This window comes from Flavobacterium niveum (assembly GCF_055231775.1).
Genome location: NZ_JBUYSX010000007.1, coordinates 306,506 through 326,668 on the forward strand (window position 1 = coordinate 306,506; position 20,163 = coordinate 326,668).

At 45.0% G+C, this 20,163-nt stretch carries 16 protein-coding genes; 10 read left to right on the forward strand and 6 right to left on the reverse strand.

The window, feature by feature from the left end; translation table 11 throughout:
- The 5 genes from ACZIX4_RS17975 to ACZIX4_RS17995 are packed head-to-tail and all read right to left on the reverse strand — an operon-like array spanning window position 1 to window position 5,446.
- Complete coding sequence (locus ACZIX4_RS17975) at window positions 1-1,344, reverse strand: DUF58 domain-containing protein (RefSeq protein WP_463337029.1); 1,344 nt, start codon at window positions 1,342-1,344, stop codon at window positions 1-3.
- Window positions 1,344-2,429: an AAA family ATPase gene (locus ACZIX4_RS17980; RefSeq protein ID WP_463337030.1), complete on the reverse strand. Its 1,086-nt coding sequence runs from the start codon at window positions 2,427-2,429 to the stop codon at window positions 1,344-1,346. The genes ACZIX4_RS17975 and ACZIX4_RS17980 overlap by 1 nt, the downstream gene beginning before the upstream one ends.
- Window positions 2,426-3,616 carry a DUF4350 domain-containing protein gene (locus ACZIX4_RS17985; protein ID WP_463337031.1) on the reverse strand — a complete coding sequence of 397 codons (1,191 nt, stop codon included), beginning with the start codon at window positions 3,614-3,616 and terminating at the stop codon, window positions 2,426-2,428. Before ACZIX4_RS17985 ends, ACZIX4_RS17980 begins: the two co-directional genes overlap by 4 nt.
- 1 nt (window position 3,617) lies before the next feature.
- On the reverse strand, window positions 3,618-4,451 hold the full coding sequence (locus ACZIX4_RS17990; protein ID WP_463337032.1) for a hypothetical protein: 834 nt from the start codon (window positions 4,449-4,451) through the stop codon (window positions 3,618-3,620).
- Window positions 4,452-4,468: 17 nt separating this feature from the next.
- The gene (locus ACZIX4_RS17995) at window positions 4,469-5,446 is read right to left on the reverse strand and encodes a stage II sporulation protein M (RefSeq protein ID WP_463337033.1); all 978 of its coding nucleotides are present in this window, start codon (window positions 5,444-5,446) and stop codon (window positions 4,469-4,471) included.
- Between the two features lie 25 nt (window positions 5,447-5,471).
- Here ACZIX4_RS17995 and ACZIX4_RS18000 point away from each other — a divergent pair, with 25 nt between their 5' ends.
- From ACZIX4_RS18000 to ACZIX4_RS18030, 7 genes are all read left to right on the forward strand, one after another.
- Window positions 5,472-6,215, forward strand: coding sequence for an RDD family protein (locus ACZIX4_RS18000; protein WP_463337034.1), 744 nt, complete (start codon window positions 5,472-5,474; stop codon window positions 6,213-6,215).
- Window positions 6,216-6,322: 107 nt separating this feature from the next.
- Window positions 6,323-6,631 (forward strand): LysM peptidoglycan-binding domain-containing protein, encoded by a 309-nt coding sequence (locus ACZIX4_RS18005; protein ID WP_463337035.1) that lies wholly within the window; start codon window positions 6,323-6,325, stop codon window positions 6,629-6,631.
- Between the two features lie 99 nt (window positions 6,632-6,730).
- Window positions 6,731-8,662, forward strand: a complete 1,932-nt coding sequence (locus ACZIX4_RS18010) for a muramidase family protein (protein WP_463337036.1) — start codon at window positions 6,731-6,733, stop codon at window positions 8,660-8,662.
- Window positions 8,663-8,753: 91 nt separating this feature from the next.
- Window positions 8,754-9,152 (forward strand): OsmC family protein, encoded by a 399-nt coding sequence (locus ACZIX4_RS18015; RefSeq protein WP_463337037.1) that lies wholly within the window; start codon window positions 8,754-8,756, stop codon window positions 9,150-9,152.
- A gap of 3 nt (window positions 9,153-9,155) precedes the next feature.
- The gene (locus ACZIX4_RS18020) at window positions 9,156-9,392 is read left to right on the forward strand and encodes a DUF3820 family protein (protein ID WP_463337038.1); all 237 of its coding nucleotides are present in this window, start codon (window positions 9,156-9,158) and stop codon (window positions 9,390-9,392) included.
- A 382-nt stretch (window positions 9,393-9,774) separates the two neighbouring features.
- Entirely contained in the window at window positions 9,775-12,948 is a 3,174-nt protein-coding gene (locus ACZIX4_RS18025; RefSeq protein ID WP_463337039.1) for a lamin tail domain-containing protein, read from the forward strand.
- Window positions 12,949-13,112: 164 nt separating this feature from the next.
- Window positions 13,113-14,720 (forward strand): GH39 family glycosyl hydrolase, encoded by a 1,608-nt coding sequence (locus ACZIX4_RS18030; protein ID WP_463337040.1) that lies wholly within the window; start codon window positions 13,113-13,115, stop codon window positions 14,718-14,720.
- 183 nt (window positions 14,721-14,903) lie between these two features.
- On the opposite strand, the gene ACZIX4_RS18035 is transcribed toward ACZIX4_RS18030, so the two are convergent.
- Complete coding sequence (locus ACZIX4_RS18035; protein WP_463337041.1) at window positions 14,904-15,548, reverse strand: SIMPL domain-containing protein; 645 nt, start codon at window positions 15,546-15,548, stop codon at window positions 14,904-14,906.
- Window positions 15,549-15,718: 170 nt separating this feature from the next.
- Between ACZIX4_RS18035 and ACZIX4_RS18040 the strand changes: the two genes are divergently transcribed.
- The 3 genes from ACZIX4_RS18040 (at window position 15,719) to yidC (ending at window position 20,159) form a co-directional block, all read left to right on the forward strand.
- Complete coding sequence (locus tag ACZIX4_RS18040) at window positions 15,719-16,372, forward strand: NAD-dependent epimerase/dehydratase family protein (RefSeq protein ID WP_463337042.1); 654 nt, start codon at window positions 15,719-15,721, stop codon at window positions 16,370-16,372.
- Window positions 16,373-16,585: 213 nt separating this feature from the next.
- The gene (locus ACZIX4_RS18045) at window positions 16,586-18,202 is read left to right on the forward strand and encodes a CTP synthase (protein WP_463337043.1); all 1,617 of its coding nucleotides are present in this window, start codon (window positions 16,586-16,588) and stop codon (window positions 18,200-18,202) included.
- 46 nt (window positions 18,203-18,248) lie between these two features.
- A complete protein-coding gene (gene yidC / locus ACZIX4_RS18050; protein WP_463337044.1) occupies window positions 18,249-20,159 on the forward strand; it encodes a membrane protein insertase YidC in 1,911 nt (636 codons plus the stop codon).
- Window positions 20,160-20,163 lie beyond the last annotated feature (4 nt).

Below are 20,163 nucleotides of genomic sequence, written 5' to 3' on the forward strand. Positions count from 1 at the left end.
TTATAGTATACCCCTTGCCTTTATTTCAAGGTATTTGTTAATGCTGTCTATGGTAAGGTTTTCCGGCTTGGTAAGTACCGAATAGATACCGTACTTACGCAGCTCGTTTACAATAAGGCGCTTTTCGAAAGCAAACTTTTCGGCGATGACCTGGTCGTATACCTCGCGTATGTTGCCTGCCCTTTTGTAGATGAGTTTTTCCAGTTCCACGTTCTCAAAAAACACTACTACCAAAAGGTGGTTTTGTGCAATGCCTTTAAGGTAAGGGAGTTGCCTTTTAAGCCCATCGAGTGTTTCAAAGTTAGTGTATAAAACTATAAGGCTGCGCTGGGTAATGTTCTTTTTTATCTCGGCATACAGCCTGCCGAAGTCACTTTCAAAAAAGTTGGTGTTTACATTGTACAGGTTTTCCTGTATTTTCTGCATCTGGCCTGTGCGCCTGTCGGCAGGTACAAAATTTTCCACTTTTTTGCTGAAGGTAAGCATACCGGCTTTGTCCTGTTTGCGCGTAATAACATTGCTTAGTACCAGTGTGCTGTTTATGGCATAGTCCAGCAGGCTGAGCCCGTTAAAAGGCATTTTCATTACGCGGCCTTTGTCTATCACCATGTACACGCTTTGCGAACGTTCGTCCTGGTACTGGTTTACCATCAGCTGGTTTTTCTTGGCTGTGGCTTTCCAGTTTATGGTACGGATATCGTCTCCCGAAACATACTCTTTTATCTGCTCAAACTCCATGGTATGGCCCAGCCTGCGTATCTTTTTAATACCGTATTCAAACAGGTTGTTGCTAAAGGCCATAAGGCTGTACTTGCGCAGCTGCAGGTAGCTGGGGTAGGTGGGTACCATGGCACCTTCGCCAAAAATATAACGGCGTGCCACCAGCCTAAGCGGGCTTGATACGTAAATGTTCAGCTTGCCAAAATGGTATTCGCCACGCTGGGTAGGGCGCAGGTAAAACCCGAACGCCGTACTGCGGCCTGCGGCTACGGTGCGGTGCAGCTTAAAGTCGCGCTCCTGGAACTGGAACGGAAGCTCGTCTATCACCTTTACCCTTACCGGGAAGCTGTAGCCGTTTTCTATGTTTATGGTTACCGGGTTATCGTCGCCGTTACTGAATTTCTCCGGGGTAACACGGCTTGCCTCAAAGGTGTGGTTGCTTATAAATATGAGCAAAAAATCCAGTAGCAGGAAACCGAAGAAAAAGTACGTAATAAGCCAGGCAACATTAAAAAGCGACGGGAAAAATTGGGATACAAGGAACAGTACCAGTATACCCATAAACAGGTAAAAGGCAAAGTTGTTAATGTATATGCTTTTAAGCCACTTTATAAGCTGCTTCATTAGCGGGGTATTTCTACGGTGTCTACAATCTGTTTAATAATCTGTTCGCTGGTAAGGCCCTCCATTTCACGCTCTGGCGCTACTACTACGCGGTGCCTTAGTACCGGTATGGCGGCATCCTTCACGTCATCAGGCGTTACAAAGTCGCGGCCCCTTAGTGCGGCGTAGCCTTTGGCAGCATTCAGTATGGCAATAGATGCCCTTGGTGATGCCCCCAGGTACAGGAATGCATTTTCGCGGGTGTTGCCCACTATCTTGGCTATATATTCTATAAGTTGCGGCTCTACAGTTATCTGTTTTACCACCTCCTGGAAATTCAGTATATCCTGCTGGGTAAGCACCTTGCGTACGTTTTGCAGCTTGTCTGTGCCTTTAAGGGCATTTTCGCGCTGTAGTATTACTATTTCCTCGCTAAGGCTTGGGTAGCTTATGGTTACCTTAAACAAAAACCTGTCCAGCTGTGCTTCCGGCAGGCGGTAAGTACCTTCCTGCTCCACAGGGTTTTGTGTGGCAATAACAAGGAACGGCGGCTGCATGGCATGCGTTTCGCCTTCTACGGTTATCTGACGCTCTTCCATAACCTCAAATAGGGCAGCCTGGGTTTTGGCAGGGGCGCGGTTAATTTCGTCTATCAGCACAAAGTTAGAGAAGATAGGCCCCTTCTTAAAGTTGAACTCCGATTTAGCCAAATCGAATACCGATGTACCCAGTATGTCGCTCGGCATAAGGTCGGGTGTAAACTGTATACGGCTGAAATCAAGCGACAGCGCCTTGCTCAGCAACTTGGCGGTAATGGTTTTGGCCACACCCGGCACACCTTCTATAAGCACGTGGCCGTTGCTTAGTATGGCTACCAGTATCTGGTCTACCACCTTGTGCTGGCCTACGATAACCGAACTTATTTCGTGTTTTATGGCGTCTATGCCGCTGCGCAGGGCAGTAAGGTCTATCCTATTATAAAAACTTATCGATTCACTTTCCGGTGCCGGTGGAATTATGCTTTCTGCGGCAGGCGGTGTTATGTTTTCCGGTTGTTGCGGCTGTGTTTCGTTTTCGTCGTGGTTGATGTTGTCAAATTCTGTCATAACCTTAATTTTTCAATGGCGTTATTTATAGCTATTACGTCAGCTTCGGTGCTTGCAAAGTTGTGGCGGTGTTTTTTAATGAGCGATACCACGCGCTCTATGTCTTCCTGTGGCTTGCCTGTTTTTTGGTGCATACGCTCTATAAAGGCCTCGTTTAGCTCAAAGGTATCTATAAGGTACTCAGTGCGCACATGCTCCAGGAAGTAAATAATCTTTTTCTCTATAATGGTATGGTGGTTACGCTCCTGGAAGTACAGGTTACCTATGGTTTTGGTAAAATCTATGGTAGTATTAGGCACCGGTGGTATTATAGGTACTACACGCTGCTTACGTTTTGCATTAAAGAATATAAAGATAAATATGGCAAAAAGCCCCAGCCAGAAAAACGCCTTAAATGCAGGCTGGCTCAGGAAATAGCTTAGCGCGCTGCGGTCGTCTTCATCGGTATTGTTACCGGTTTGCCAAAGCAGCTGGCCTACGGGTATTTTAGTAGCCACTTCTTCCACATACTTATAGTTATTATCTTTAAGCATGTAGTAGTTAGTAAAGGCTACAGGCTCGGTATGTAGTAATATGCGTCCCTGCCCGAACTTTACCTGTATAAAGTTAGGCACCAGTGTGTCTTTTGTTTTTTGGTAGCCCAGTATGGCTACACTATCCTTAATGGGGCGGATGCTGTCAAAATATACCCCGTGTGTGCCGTGTGAGTACAAGTATTTATTAATCTTTTTATTCTGTACATACAGCTGTAGCGAATCGGGCAGCTTATTAACGCTGTTGGTATGTATTTTAAGCGTATCGGTAATAACCCCCGGAAATGTAGTCATAGACAGCATTACCGTGTTGCCGTGGCTTGCGTAGTTCAGCAGTTCGCGTGCCGACTCGTCATCTATATTATTGTCTGAGTCTATTTTAAGGTAGCAGCCCGTTTTGTTGTACTGGTTTTTTTCGTAATCGTATTCCGCATCCAGGTATTCGTAAGGCGAAGTACTGAATTTTGAAATTTCGTGTTTACTGAAGAGGTTTTTACTTTCCTTATCAAACACGTACAGGCCAAAAGGTATTTTATCGTATGTTTTGTATGACTCTTTCCAGTCTATTTCCTTAGGCGACATTGCAGCCGAAACAATCATTATAATGATTAAAACCACCACCACCGGTATTGCTATAGTCAGCGTCTTTTTCATATTACAGGGAGTTTAGGGTTTTCTTAAATGCCTTTTCCGCTTTGGAAAAAGCCTCACTGTCTATTTCAAATTCGCCATACCAGCAGTAATCGTACACGTATGAAAGGTATTTAAAGTCGTCCCTAAGGTTGTTGTCCTTAATTTCGTAATAGTAATCGGTATTGGTCTTGTCCCAGTTCCAGTCGATGATACCGCGTGCCGAAAGCCTTTTAAGCAGCCACAGGTAGTAGTAGCGTACGGCCAGCCTGTAATCGTTTTGTGCAGCAGCATTAGCAGTCAGGGTATTAAAGTCCATTTCGTGGATGTTTTGGGCTTCCTCATCATCCAGTGGCTTGATTTTTCTGGCAGAGCGGCCGAATATCCACATGCCTTCTTTTTTCAGGATGGCGCGTACTATAAAGTATACGGCTACCAGCACCAATGCAAATGCCAGTATTTTAAATATAATTTCAAGTGCCGTAGCGGTGCCTTTGCCGGGCTTTGCCCCGCCAAATATACTGTCGAAGAAACGCCCTATAGCCCTGAATAGTTTACTCAGTATGCCTTCAGCTTCCGGCTCTTCATTGTAGTCGAAGTCGTCGTCGTTTTTGTATTCGTCCTTAAAACCTTCCTTAAACTTACGCTGTGTATATACCGGTGGCGGTACATTTTCGGCAGCTTGTTTCGGGGCTTCCTGTACGTAATAATCATTATCGTAATCGTCAGCAACTAACGTGTCGATTTCGGGTGGGGCAAAAGTGTCTTCAGTGGTAATGGTTACATCACCGCTGTCGTTTTGTGCAAAACTGCCTGCCGGAATGCCAAGCAATGCTATGTAGAGTAAAAAACGGGTCACCTTGGTCAGTTAGGGTATTAAATGGCTTGTAATTCTTTCTTCATTTTGCGGTTTACCACAAATGGGTAAATGAGGTAGTACCACGAAATTACTGAAAGCGTAAACAAAATTATAAAAATATTAAGTGATAGCGGCATATCAGGCGAATAACGCGTTACAAAACCTTCCAGCAGGCCTGCCGCTATGGTAAACGGTATGGTGCTGAACCATATTTTCAAGGCATTGCGGAAACCTGTTTTAAGCGATTCCACACGCGATAGTGTTTTTGGGAACAGTATAGATGCGCCAAACACCAGCCCGGCGGCAGCTTCTATAACCATCCCGAAGATTTCCATGGCACCGTGTATCCATATACCGCGTACGCTGGCCCAAAATACATTCTGCTCATAGAAGAAGTACTGGAATGCACCCAGCATTATACTGTTTTGCATCAGTATATAAGCCGTACCGAAACCGGCAAAAATACCGGCTATAAATTCCATAATACCCACTTTAAGGTTGTTTATGGTAATGGCCACGGCACCGGCCCAGTCGGCTCCCTGTTTGTATACTGCTACGGGGTTGCCTTTTTCTATATTTTCCAGTGTCATGTTTACGTAGTGGTCGCCCAGTATAAGGCGTACAAACGTACTGTCATGCGCAGCAGAGAAAGCACCTATAAACAGGAATATGAAAAACAACGCAAAGGCATACAGCACATAGCGGCGGTTTTGGTATACTATAAGGGGTACGTCGGTTTTAAAGTACTGTACAAGGCGGTTGCTGTCTTCGCGTTTGGTTTTGTATATCTTCTGGTAGGTAAGCGCTGCCAGGTTGTTAAGGTATATTACCGACTTGCTTTTGGGGTAGTAGGTTTGCGCATACGCCAGGTCGTTTACCAGGTGTATGTACAGGCTGGCAAGCTCGTCGGGATTTTTTTTAACTTTACCGAAAATAGCCTGCTCAAAATCGAGCCATTTTTCTTTATTTTGTTTTATAAACGCAACTTCTCTCATAGTAGCGCTAAAAATAGAAAAAAATATGGCACAACTTTCCATAACCACTACACAAAATGTTAATATTAATTTTAACACGGCCAGCCCGGGAGACAGGGTAGTGGCTTCTATAATAGATATAGCCATTATATGGGCATACTATATAGTTATAGTAGTGCTGCTTATAGATGCCTCGGGGCTTACAAATTTACTTGATGGGGCCGACCAATGGGTGCTGTGGGCCATATACAGCCTTATAGGGCTGCCGCCGTTTTTATACTCGCTGTTGTTTGAGACTTTTATGGAAGGGCAAAGCCCCGGCAAGAAGATAATGAAGATAAAGGTGATAAAGATAGACGGCTACCAGGCGGGTTTTTCAGATTACCTTATCCGCTGGGTGTTCCGCATGGTAGAGGTATCGCCGCCGTTTGGCATTATAGGGCTTATAACCATGATTGTAAATAAGGAAGACCGCCGCCTGGGTGACCTTGCAGCCGGTACTGCCGTTATTACCCTGAGGAATAAAGTAACTATAGACCACACCATACTGCGTAATATAGGCAGCGACTATGTGCCGGTATACCCACTGGTAATAAAGCTGAGCGATAACGACGTGCGTATTATAAAAGACACCTACGAAGCCAGCTACCGCCAGGCCGATTTTGTAATGATGGATAAGCTCCAGGATAAAATAACAGCGGTTACGGGTATAAAGCCCATAGGCAACAGTTCTACCGGTTTTGTAGATACAGTGTTAAAGGATTATAACTACTATACCCAGAATATGTAGGGGTTTGTAGGTATTGTATGTAAGAAATTTTTAGTGTTAAATATTTGATTATCAGCTTTTTTATTTTGTAATTTTCCATTCCTCAAGAATTGAAAATGCAGAAGATTATGAAGAAGACACTTTTAACACTACTATTATTACCATTTGCCACAGGCGTGTTTGCGCAGGAAATTGACAGAACGCAGGAACCCATCAGGGACAGTATTGTATCGTATCGCGTATCGGTGGGCGAAACTATAATGATGATTGCAAAAAAGCACCACATTACCCCACGCGACATCTATGAACTGAACCCCGATGCTGTAGACGGAATACATGAAAACACAGTACTACAGCTACCAAACTACAAGATTGCCCAATACCAGGAAAAGAAAAAGCCGAAACCTTCTACAGCTGTGGCAGCCTCTTCAGACTAAGGCTGCTTTAACTTAAAATTAGAAAATAAAATTCGCAAACGTGCCGTTACATAATGTACCTTTGTTTCGTCTTATGTCAACCATAAAAAACAAGAGATAATGAAGTACATTTTAGCGTTCGCCTTTACATTTTCGATATTTTGCGCATCGGCTTTCGGGCAGGATTACAAAAAGCACAAGGTAGCGAAGGGCGAAACGGTTACAAGCATCAGCCAAAAGTATAAAGTTACCCCTAATGATATATACCGCCTTAACCCCGATGCTAAGAACGGGGTTAAGGTGGATACCTACCTGCTGATACCCAATGCCCCAGCCAAAACACTTCCGGCGGGTACACAGGTAAAGGAATCGCCTACAAAGGTTACCAATACCGTGCATACCGTGGCACAGGGCGAAACGCTTACGGCTATTGCCAAAAAGTACGGAGTATCGGTTGCAGAGCTTGAAAAGGCTAATGCTGCCCGTGGTACGGGAGGGCTTAAACTGGGTGAAAAACTGGTAATACCCGTAAAGGGTAGTGGTGTGGCTGCACAGGCTAAAGTGGCCGAAAAGCAGATTGCCAAAAAACAGGAAACTACTTATATGTACCATACCGTGGCCGATGGCGATACCAAATATAGTATTGCTAAAAAATATGGTATGACGGTACAACTACTGGAAGAACTGAACCCCGATGTAAAAGATACCCTGCCGCTGGGCCATAAGCTGAAGCTGGCCAAGAACTCTGTTATTGCGGAGGCTAAAACGCCTGCCGTGGCCGATGCTGCAAAACCGGCTGCCGATAAAAAATACAAAGAATACACCATACAGGCCAAAGAAACCCTGTACAGCCTTACCAAAGATACCGGCCTTACCGATGATGAACTAATCAGGCTTAACCCTGCCCTTAAAGACGGGGTAAAGGAAGGTATGGTTATTAAAGTACCTGCTTCGGTACAAACGGGAGATGGTGTAATAAACAAGGCAGTTGTTGACCTTAGTAAGACCCTTAAAAAGACACAGGATGCCAAGAAGCTGGCGCTACTGCTGCCGTTTAACCTGTACAGGCTGGAAACCGATACGGTAAAAGCCAAGCTACTGCGTACCGATAAGTTCCTGAACCTGACACTTGATTTTTATGCAGGTGCCATGGTAGCTATAGATTCGGCTAAAACGCTTGGGCTGCCGCTTAACGTTAGCATACTGGATGCCAAGGAAACCCCTAAAACATCTGATGTGGTGTCGCTTAAAGGCAGTGTAGCCGGTGCCGATGCTATTATAGGCCCATTCTTTCAGGGGAATGCCGAAAGTACTGCGGCGCTGTTCCCTAATGCAGTGGTGATTTCGCCGCTGGCTAAGGAAACCGGTACCCCGCACGATAACCTGTATTACTCTATCCCTTCAGACGAAACCATGCGTGCCGCACTGTACAACTACCTGAAAGGGAAGGGGGGCAACGTCGTGGCTATAGTTTCTGCCAAAAAAGTAAGCTCGCGTACATTTATACAATCTAATTACCCCGACTTTAAAATACTGGATGGTGCCATAACCGGCGATGGTATACAGGCGCTATTGGTAAAAGGAAAACAAAACTACGTGATACTGGATACAGAATCGCTGGGCAACATTACCGGGGCTATAAAAATGCTTACCGAAATGCAAAAGGATTACAGCATACAGCTTGCCGTGCCCGATAAGAATGAGAAGTATGACAATGACGAAATAGCACTGGATAAGTTGGCAAAACTAAAACTGCTGTACCCGTCTATAACCCGTGATGCTCCAAACGACCAGGAAACATTATTCGCCCGCCTGTATCGCGAAAAGAATGGTGTAAACCCTTCGCCGTATGCGGTGCGTGGCTTTGATATAACATTCGACCTGATACAGCGTATGTTCCAGCCGGAAGAACTGAAGCAGGTAATGACCGCGAGGGCATCGGAGCAGGTAGAGAACAAATTTATTTATACAGCCGAAAACGGCGGTAACTACAACTATGGCGTGTACATAATGCAGTACAACGAAGGCCTTACTGTAACCGAAGCACAATAATGTTATTTGCAGCCATTAATTTTGCAGTCCTGCACCATATTGGTGTAAAATTGCGAAATTAGTGGCTGTAACCATTTAATACATCCGCAAAATGACATCTAAAGTAACCTACCTGGGCGACCTTCGCACCTCATCGATACACCTGCAATCGGGTTCAGAAATTATTTCAGACGCACCACTTGATAACAACGGTAAGGGCGAAGCCTTTTCACCTACCGATACTGTAGCCAACGCATTGGCAAGCTGTATGTTTACCATTATGGGCATTAAAGCACGCGATATGGGTGTGGCACTGGAAGGCAGCACTGCTGAGGTAACCAAGTTTATGGCTGCCGAACCACGCCGTATATCGGGCATTAAAATCGTTTTCACCCTGAAAAGCGATGCCGATGAAAAGGCGCGTACCATATTAGAACGTTCGGCTATGACCTGCCCGGTATACCACAGCCTGCACCCGGATATTGAGAAGGATATTACTTTTAACTGGTAACCGATGTTTGGTCCTGACCAGCAAAAGCAACTTATAGAACTGGCGCATGCCAAAATGCCCTTCGGTAAATACGAGGGGCGTTATCTTATAGACCTGCCTGAATATTATATGGTATGGTTCCACGGCAAAGGGTTCCCCAAAGGCAAGCTTGGCGACCAGCTGAAGCAAGTTTACGAACTGAAACTTAATGGCCTGGAACCGCTCATCCGCAACATTCGTACACAATTCCCAAAGCCATAAATTAAAACTGTATCAGCCTATAATGAAAACAGTCATTGCGGGCTGATATAGCTATAATTTTTATCTCGTAATCAGGTTAAACCATATCAGCCTGAAAATTCCTATAATAACAAATTTTCAGTATTTACGAAAAAAAGGTTTCGTAACGAAAATTTTTCGCGTTAAAATTTCATAATAATTCATTTTGTAACTGTAAAAAGCAGTAAATCAATTAAATTAACGCATACCTGCACTTCGGTTAACATATTTAACAATCCCGTTCCCTTCTGTTAAAAAAAGCATAAGCGGCGCATTACTTAAATGCAATATACAAAATGGCCGCCCGATAACACCGGCTTATAAATTTGTAACACACTGATTTATAAACCATTTTTTATCACTTATGAAAAACAATTTACGCAAAGCATTTTTTAATGCTTTTTCGGTTGCTTGCGTTATGGCAGCACCGGCAGTTTGGAGCCAGGTATCACTACCGGGTTCATCACCTTACACACAAAATTTTGACACCACTCCGGGTGCAAGCGGTACTGCTTACCCTACCGGATGGGTGTCGTACAACGGCTCTACAGCCGACGCCAGCATGACTGTTGGCACAAACACTTCTACTGCGGGAGCCAACTACAACTACGGTTCACGCATAGGTATCCTTGGTTCGGGCAGTGCTTTCGTGCCTTCATCTATCGTACTTGCCATTACTAACACTACCGGCAAAACAGGTCTTAAAATTTCTTACGATGTTATCAAAGTAAGGGAGCAGGCGCGCAGCAACTCTTTTAACCTTGAAATTTCTACTACATCGGCTACTTCAGGCTTTACTGCCATCCCTACCGGTGCTTATGCTTCAGGTACCCTTGCAGAAGGTAACGTAAGCAACTATGCTAACATCGACATTTCAGGCCTTGACAATGCTTCAGGCACTGTATTCATCAGGTGGAACTATACAGAAATCAGTGGTTCAGGCAGCCGTGATGGTATAGCCCTGGACAATGTTTCACTTTCATGGAATACTGCACCATCTCTTGCCACGCCGGTAGCTATTGCTGCTACAAGCGTAACGCATAACAGCTTCCAGGCCAACTGGAACGCCGCTACAGGCGCTACAGGTTACAGGCTTGATGTAAGTACCTCATCTACTTTCGGTACATTTACTCCTGCTACAGACCTGTTCTTTTCTGAGTACGTAGAAGGTTCATCTTCTAACAAGTACCTTGAAATTTACAACGGTACAGGCGCTACTGTAAACCTTGCTGATTACAGGGTAAGGCTTTATGCTAACGGAAACAGCGCTGCTACTACAGATACGCAACTTTCTGGCTCTATAGCCAATGGTGCTACTGTAGTAATTAAAAACAACCTTGCTACTGCTTACACCGGTACTGCTGCCGTAGTTGCCGCTGTAAACTTTAACGGTGACGATGCTGTAGCACTTTACAAGATATCTACTGCTGCAAACGTAGATATCTTTGGTGCTATAGGCGAAGATCCGGGTACTGCCTGGGTAGGTACTACAAACACTACAGTAGACAAAACCCTTGTACGTAAAGCCAGTGTTAGTGCAGGTGTTACGGTATCTGCTGCAGGTTTCCCTACACTTGATACTGAGTGGGATATGTTCAACCAGGATGATGTTACACACCTTGGAAGCCACACTTACGGAGGCCTTACGCCTATCTACGTTGCAGGCTACCAGGACCTTGCCGTAACCGGTACTTCTGCTGCTGTTACAGGGCTTACAGGTTCTACTACTTACTACTACAGGGTTAGGGCTACAGACGGTGTTACTACAACTCCAAACTCTAACGTGATTTCTCAGCTTACTGCTGTTAACACAGACCCTACACTTACAATCTCTGCCCCTCTTGCAGGTTTTGGCGACCTTTGTATCGACGCGCTTAGCGACGTGCTTTCATTCAGCGTATCGGGTATCAACCTTACTGCCGGTAATATTGCAGTAGGCCCGCTTGCAGGTTATACTTTCTCTGAAAGCGCTACAGGCCCTTTCACCGCTTCACTTTCTATAGCCCAGGCCGGTGGTACTTACAACGACGATATCTACGTGCGTTTTGAGCCAACTGCTGTTGCCAGTTACGATGGAAATATCAGCGTAAGCGGTGGCGGTGCTACTGCTGTAAACGCTGCCGCTACTGCAGAAGGTGTTAGCACTGTGGCTACTGTAGCCGTAACTACTGCTACAGCCCTTACCCAATCTACTGCCGAAGTTGAAGCCGATGTTACTGCCGAAGGTTGTACTGAAGTTTCTGAAAGGGGTATAGTATACAGCACATCTCCGGCTCCAGAATTTGGCCAGCCGGGTGTATCATTTGTTGATGCCGGTACAGCAGGTACAGGTGCATACATTGTTTCTATAGACGAACTTATAGGTGGTACTACTTACTATGTAAGGGCTTATGCCATAAACGACGGTGGTACTGCTTACAGTGCAGATGCTATATTCACTACTCCGGGTGTTGTTGCCCCTCTTGCTGTAGATGCTACAGCTGTAGGTACTACAAGCTTTACTGCTAACTGGGAGCCTGTAGAAGGCGCTGTAAGCTACAGGTTAGATGTAAGCGAGGAGCCTACATTTGGCGTACTTGCCCAAGCTACAGACCTGTTCTTCTCTGAATATGCTGAAGGTTCATCTAACAACAAATACCTTGAAATATACAATGGTACAGGTAGCGACATAGACCTTTCTGACTACAGGGTAAGGTTCTATGCAAACGGTACTACAACTCCTACAAACGATGTTCAGCTTTCAGGTATCCTTGAAAACGACACTGTTATTGTACTTAAAAACAATCTTGCCACTGTATATACAGGTACTGCTACTGTAAACGCTGCCATTAACTTTAACGGTAACGATGCTGTGGCCCTTTTCAAAATATCTACCAGCGCTAACGTAGACATCTTTGGTAACATTGGTGAAAACCCTGGTACTGCATGGACAGGTTCTGGTGACTATACTACAGTAAACAAAACCCTTGTAAGGAAATCTACTGTAAACGCCGGTGTTACTGTTAACCCAACTACTGGTTTCCCGACTCTTGAGACTGAGTGGGACGTACTTGACCAGGATGATGTTACAGCCCTTGGTGCTCACCCATATGCTGGCCAAACTCCTTCATATGTTACAGGTTATGAAAACCTTACTGTAAACGATACCCTTCAGGTTGTAAGCGGCCTTACTGCCGGTACTACATACTACTACAGGGTTAGGGCTGTAGCCGGAAACACCAGCGCAAACTCTAATACTGAAGATGTGACTACTACAGGTACTGGCAAAATGGTAAAAGCCGGTAAAGATAAAGGTGCACAGGTAGCTAACGTTAACGGCCTTGCAGTGTACAAGCAAAATAACGTACTTACTGTAAATTCATCAAACAGCGAAATAAAATCGGTTACTGTATTTGATATTACAGGCAAGCTTATCTTCAATGGCGATTTCAACCAGAAATCAGTTGCCATAAACAGCATTACTGCTGCTAACCAGATACTGATTGTTAAAGCAATTACTGCCGACAACCAGGTTCAGGTGAAAAAAGTATTGTTCTAATTTCTGTCGCTTTATACTAACAGATACCCCTCCAGCCCCGGAGGGGTATCTTCTTTTTATACAATACCATAAATTTAATTTGGCTATTAAAATACTTTTGGTACTTTTGACTATAAGTAATTTGAAATTTATCACTTTACTAATTATTCACCCAAGCTATAACCATGACAACAAAAAAAACAGTACCAAATTTTCATTTAGTCAAAAAAAAGGCTAAAACTACATTTGCCGCAACACTGCTCGCATTAGCAGCAATCAGCGCAAATGCACAGCAAAACCGCAGCATTTCGGTAGATTATAACAATGCCAAAGGCGCACTGAACACCCAGTTTAAACAGTGTATAGGGGCAGGGCGTGCCAATGAAGGACTTCGCGCCGACTGGCAACAGCAGCTGGCCTATGTAAAGAAGGAATGCGATTTTAAATACATCCGCATGCACGGCCTGCTTATTGACGATATGGCTATATACCGTGAAGACAAAAATGGCAACCCCGAGTACAACTACCAGTATGTAGATGCACTGTTTGACTACCTGCTGAGCATCGATGTAAAGCCGTTTGTAGAGTTGGGTTTTATGCCGTCGCAACTGGCCAGTGGCAGCAAAACCATTTTCTGGTGGAGGGGCAACGTAACCCCACCTAAGGATTACGATAAATGGGAAGGCCTTATACGTAACCTTACGCAGCACTTTACCGAGCGTTACGGCGCCGAAGAGGTAAAGACCTGGTATTTTGAAGTATGGAACGAACCGAACCTTGACGGGTTTTGGGCAGGCTCACAGGAAGAGTACTTTAAGCTGTACCGCTACGCCGCCAAAGCCATTAAAGGGGTTAACAAAGACTATAAAGTGGGCGGCCCGGCCACAGCCGGTGCAGCCTGGATACCCGAAATGATAAGCTTTTGCAGCAAAAACAACGTGCCTATAGATTTTGCAAGTACGCACTCGTATGGGGTGAAGCAGGGATTCCTTGATGAGTTTGGTAACTCAGGTACCGTACTCAGCAAAGACCCTATGGCGGTAAGCGGCGATATTATTAAGTCGCGTAAGGAGATTAAAACATCGGCACTGCCCAATCTGGAGCTGCATTATACCGAATGGAGTGCATCATACACGCCTGCCGACCCGATACACGACAGCTACCACGAAGCGGCCTACATCCTTGAAAAGATTAAGCAAACCGGTGATGCTGCAAACTCTATGAGCTACTGGGTATTTACCGATATTTTTGAGGAAGCCGGACCAAGGTTTAAGCCGTTCCATGGTGGTTTCGGCTTACTGAACACGCAGGGCATCAACAAGGCAGCATTTCACTCGTACCGCCTGCTGAACAAGCTGGGTGCTACCGAACTGGTAAACAAGGACAAAGAATCTTGGGCTACCAAAGATGCCAACGGTGGCGTACAGCTGTTGCTTTGGGATTTTACCAACACCCACCCCGGTGATGCGGTAAACAACCAGGTGTACTATACCAAAGACCTGCCTGCGAAAGACAAAGGCACGGCTACGGTATCGGTTAAAAACCTGCCGCAGGGCAGCTACAAGCTGGAAGTATATAAAGTAGGCTACCGCGCCAACGACCCTTATACTAAATACATAGAGATGGGCGAACCGGCCAACCTTACCAAAGCCCAGACAGCTGAACTTAAAAAGCTGAGCGACGGTGCCCCGGTAAGCACCGAAACCATTACCATAGGCAAAGACGGCACCTTTAAAAAACAACTGCCACTGCGCGAAAATGATGTGTACCTCATTAATATTATAAAAGGATAATATGACAAACGCCTCCTGGAATGGGAGGCGTTTTTGTTATATTGATTTTGCAAAATAATACTCAAATCTTCAAAATAGTTGCGTTCTTCCATTTCGACCGGAGCGTAGCGGAGTGGAGAAATCTCTTGTCGATATAACCTGAGATTTCTCCCTATCGGTCGAAATGGAAGAGTAGTAAATCACTTACTGCACCTCATACCGCACCGTAAGGCTGTCACTTTTAATGCCTGCCATACCACCCCTGTCTCGCACATTAGTATACCGTAGTAACGAAGGCAGCCCGCCACCGTCGTCACCCTGTTTAATGGAGAGTTGACGGCCCAGCTTCATGCCGCTTGCCGTAGCTATAAATTCGGCTTTTTTACGGGCTTTTTCCAGCAGTTTCTTTACCAGTTGGTTGTCGTAACCTGTATCATCGCCATACACCGTACCCGATTTCATGGCTCCGGCATAGCCCAACTTGTTTACTTCATCAACAAACTTATCGGCCTCGGCCTGGTTTTTAAAGGTCACCACAAAGCCTTCGAGCCGCGTAAGCACAGCCCCCAGTGGTGCCGAATTTTCATCGGCCGGCAGCGGCTTATATCCTTTTTTGATAAGGTAGTCCTTCAGGGCTATTTCCTGCTGCTTCCTGGTTTGCTCCTTTGCCTTATAGGCATATTCATCTTCAATTACATCGCCCTCATCTCTGTCTATCACAAATGCAAGGTATTTTACCCCTTGCGGTTTCATCATTATGGTGTCGGTTACCTGCACTTCTATAAAGCGGTCCTGTGCAAATGCGACAGTACCGGCCATAAGCACCAGGGCAAAGAGTAGTTTTTTCATGATTTAATTGGTTTACAAAGTGTTTCAGGTTAAAACTACAAAAACACAGCTAAAATTGTAGCCACCCGGTCCAAATATTTGTAATGGGCTTTGCAACAAAATAATTTGGACGTTTAAACAAAATGCCGGAAAATAGTATTACCTAACTTTGTTTTGCTAATACAATACTTATGGCATTAAAAGTAATTATTACCGGGGTTACCGGTATGGTAGGCGAAGGCGTATTGCTGGATAGCCTGCAAAATGAAAAAGTTTCAGAAATACTCATCATCGGCAGGAGGGCATACGGCCTGCAGCACCCTAAGGTTAAGGAGCTGGTTGTTCCTGATTTCTTCAGCCTTGATGCTTATGCCGACACCATAACCGGGTACGACGCCTGTCTGTTTTGCGCAGGTATCAGTTCAGTCGGACTAAACGAGGAAAAATACACATACATCACCTACGATACTACCCTGGCGTTTGCTAACAGCCTGCTGAAGGTAAACCCCGGTATGGTGTTCAATTTCATATCGGGTGCGCATACCGATGGTACCGAACAGGGCCGCGTAATGTGGGCACGCGTAAAAGGCCGCACCGAAAATGCCCTGGCAAAGCTGCCGTTTAAGGCCGTGTACAGCTTCAGGCCGGGCGGCATGCTTACTATTGATGGGCAAAAGAACGGCAAAGTGCTGTACAAAGCCATAGTTACCCTTATAAAACTATTTGTTCCAAAAGTAATACTCACGTTGCACGAACTGGGCAGGGCCATGGTAAACGCGTCGGTTTCGGGTTATGAAAAGCCGGTGCTGGAAGTAAGCGATATTAAACTGCTTGCCAAACGCTGATGCTATTTGTAAGATAATGGTTTTCTTCAAAAGGGCATCCGGCTTAAAAGCTTAATGTTTTATTTACATCTGAATATGTTGTAAATGAATGGTTTTGCTGTTTGTTGCAAATTTGCCCAATTTCAAATTTTCGGATTAAGAATGTCGAATTAATTCCTTACTTTTGCCACGTTTTTTACAACAACGACAACAACACAACAGGAGGAATTAATAATGAACCAAACAAAGTATATTTTTGTTACCGGAGGTGTTACGAGCTCACTTGGAAAGGGCATCATAGCGGCTTCGCTGGCAAAACTATTGCAGGCCAGGGGCTACAGGACAACAATCCAGAAGTTTGACCCCTACATTAACGTAGACCCGGGAACACTTAACCCGTACGAGCACGGCGAATGTTATGTAACAGACGACGGAGCCGAAACCGACCTTGACCTTGGCCACTACGAACGTTTCCTTAACGTGCCTACATCTCAGGCTAATAACGTTACTACCGGTAGGGTATACCTGTCTGTTATAGAAAAAGAGCGCCGTGGCGAGTTTTTGGGCAAAACCGTACAGGTAGTACCCCATATTACCAACGAGATTAAGGAACGTATGCAGCTGCTGGGTAACAATGGCGAATTTGACATTGTTATTACCGAGATAGGCGGTACGGTAGGCGATATAGAGTCGCTACCGTATATAGAATCGGTGCGCCAGCTTATTTACGACCTTGGCGAAAACAACAGTATAGTAATACACCTTACCCTGGTGCCATACCTTGCTGCTGCGGGCGAGCTAAAAACTAAGCCTACACAGCACTCGGTAAAAACCCTGATGGAAAGCGGTATCAAAGCCGACATATTAGTATGCCGTACAGAGCACGAGCTTTCGTCTGACCTTAGGCAGAAGCTTGCTGCGTTTTGTAACGTAAAAAGGGAAGCGGTTATACAGTCGATTGACGCTTCTACCATCTACGATGTGCCAAACCTGATGCTGGAAGAAGGCCTGGATAAGGTAACGCTTAAAAAGCTGGACCTTCCGGAAATGAATACCCCGGATTTAGCCCAGTGGAACGAGTTCCTTTTCAAGCTTAAAAATCCTAAGCATACGGTAAACATTGGCCTTGTAGGTAAGTACGTAGAGCTTCAGGATTCTTACAAATCGATATTGGAGGCGTTTATCCACGCTGGTGCTACCAATGAAACCAAGGTAAACGTTATCAGCGTACATTCAGAATACATAGATAAAGACAATGCTGCCGATAAGCTTTCGGGCTTAGACGGTATACTTGTGGCTCCCGGTTTTGGTGGCCGCGGTATAGAAGGCAAAATAGAAACCGTGCGCTACGCCCGCGAAAACGGCATACCGTTCTTCGGTATCTGTTTGGGTATGCAAATGGCGGTTATAGAATATGCCCGTAATGTGCTGGGCTGGACTGAGGCTAACTCTACAGAAATGAACGAGCACACGCCTTACCCGGTTATCAACATTATGGAAGAGCAGAAGAATATTATAAACAAAGGCGGTACCATGCGCCTTGGTGCCTGGAAATGCTCACTTACCGAAGGTACGCTGGCAAGCGAAATTTACCACGGTAAAAAAGAGATACAGGAGCGCCACCGCCACCGCTATGAGTTTAACGGTGCTTATTTTAACGAGCTTACGGGCGCAGGCCTTAAAGCTTCGGGTGTAAACCCCGATACCGGCCTTGTAGAGGTAGTGGAGCTAAACAACCACCCGTTCTTTATAGGTGTGCAGTACCACCCTGAGTATAAGAGTACGGTGGCTAACCCGCATCCGCTTTTTGTAAGCTTTGTAAAGGCGGCGGTACAAAAAAAGAATGCATAGCCTGTAAGCTTTAGTAAGGGCGCGGCTATCAATTATAATTTTAATAATGGAAGAAAAAAAATTAGACATTAAAACGCTTGTAGGTTTTGGCCTTATAACTGTTTTGCTGCTGTGGATGATTTACAACAACAGCAAACAGGAAGAACAACAAGCCCGTACTAAAGAAAAAGAGGAACAGCAACAAAAAGCTGCCGACAAAAAAGCGAAACAAACTGATGCAGCCTATACCGCTGCTGCTGCCCCGAACGATTCTGTACGCGTGGCACAGCTTCAGGGTACACTGGGAGCATTTGCCTACAGTGCAGGGCTGCCGTCGGCTAAAGATACCGTAACCACACTTGAAAGTAAACTGATAAGCCTTTCTGTAGCTAACAAAGGCGGTTACATAAAAGAACTGAAACTGAAAGGTTTTGATAAGTTTACTAAAGATTCGGGCCAGCCTGTAGAGCTTATAAAAGACAATAACGCTGCCCTTAACATACAGTTTAAAACTGCCGATAACAGGATACTGAATACCAAAGACCTTTACTTTGAGCCAACAGTAACCAAAGAAGGCGAAAACCAGGTGCTTACCCTGAAGCTTAAAGCTTCGGATGCACAGTTCCTAGAGTACCGCTACGTGCTGAAACCGGACGATTATATGCTGGATTTCTCAGTACGTTCGCAAGGGCTTTCCCGTGTGGTAGATACGTCTAAACCACTTGATATGGAGTGGTCTATGCAAACGTACCGTAACGAGAAGAGCGCTTCTTACGAAAGCCGTTATACCAACATCGTATATCTTTATGAAGAGAGTAAAGATGATAAAATGGGCGAGGGCAAAAGCGATGAAGAAAGTGTAGACGACGTAAGCTACATAGCATTTAAGCAACACCTGTTTACATCGGTACTGCTTACCGGCACGCCGTTTAAAAAGGCCGAACTAAAATCGGAAACCCTTATAAAAGACGAGCAGAAAGATACCGTATTCACCAAGAAGTTTGATGCCAAAGTGCCGCTTGCCTTTAAAGGTGGTGAGCTGAACTATGACATGAACATGTACTATGGCCCGTCTGACTACGACATCCTTACAAGCGATAAGTACGAAGGCAAGCATCTGGACAGGATTATGCCGCTGGGCTGGGGACTTTTCGGGTGGATGAACCGTTTTGTATTCATCCCGGTATTTGGATTCCTAAGCACATTCATTTCATCATTTGGTGTATGTATTATAGTGCTTACCATTTTGGTAAGGCTGGTTATGTCTCCTGTTACGTATAAATCTTACGTATCACAGGCCAAGATGAAAGTACTGAAACCGGAGATTGCTGAGATAAACGAGAAATACAGCAAAGACCCGATGAAAAAACAGCAGGAAACCATGAAGCTGTACAACTCGGCAGGTGTAAGCCCTATGGCAGGATGCTTACCGGCGCTGATGCAGATTCCGGTATTCTATGCGCTGTTCCAGTTCTTCCCGTCGTATTTTAACCTTAGGCAGAAAAGTTTCCTTTGGGCAACCGACCTTTCTACCTATGACGTGGTGTACAAGCTGCCGTTCCGTATACCGGTATATGGCGACCACATCAGTTTGTTCCCTATACTTGCGTCTGTGGCCATATTCTTCTACATGAGAATGACTACCGGAGACCAGGCCATGAGCGCACCACAGCAGGAAGGTATGCCGGATATGAGCAAGGTAATGAAGATAATGATTTACCTTTCGCCAATCATGATGCTTGTGTTCTTCAACACTAACCCGGCAGGTTTAAGTTTGTACTACTTTGTATCTAACCTTATTACCATAGGTATTATGTATGTGATTAAAAACCACATTGTAAACGAGGAAAAAATACATGCACTGGTACAGGCCAATAAGAGCAAGCCGAAAACCCAGGGACGTTTCCAGCGTAAGATGCAGGAAATGATGGAGCAGGCCCAGGAGCAGCAAAAAACAAACAATAAAGGCAAAAAATAATACG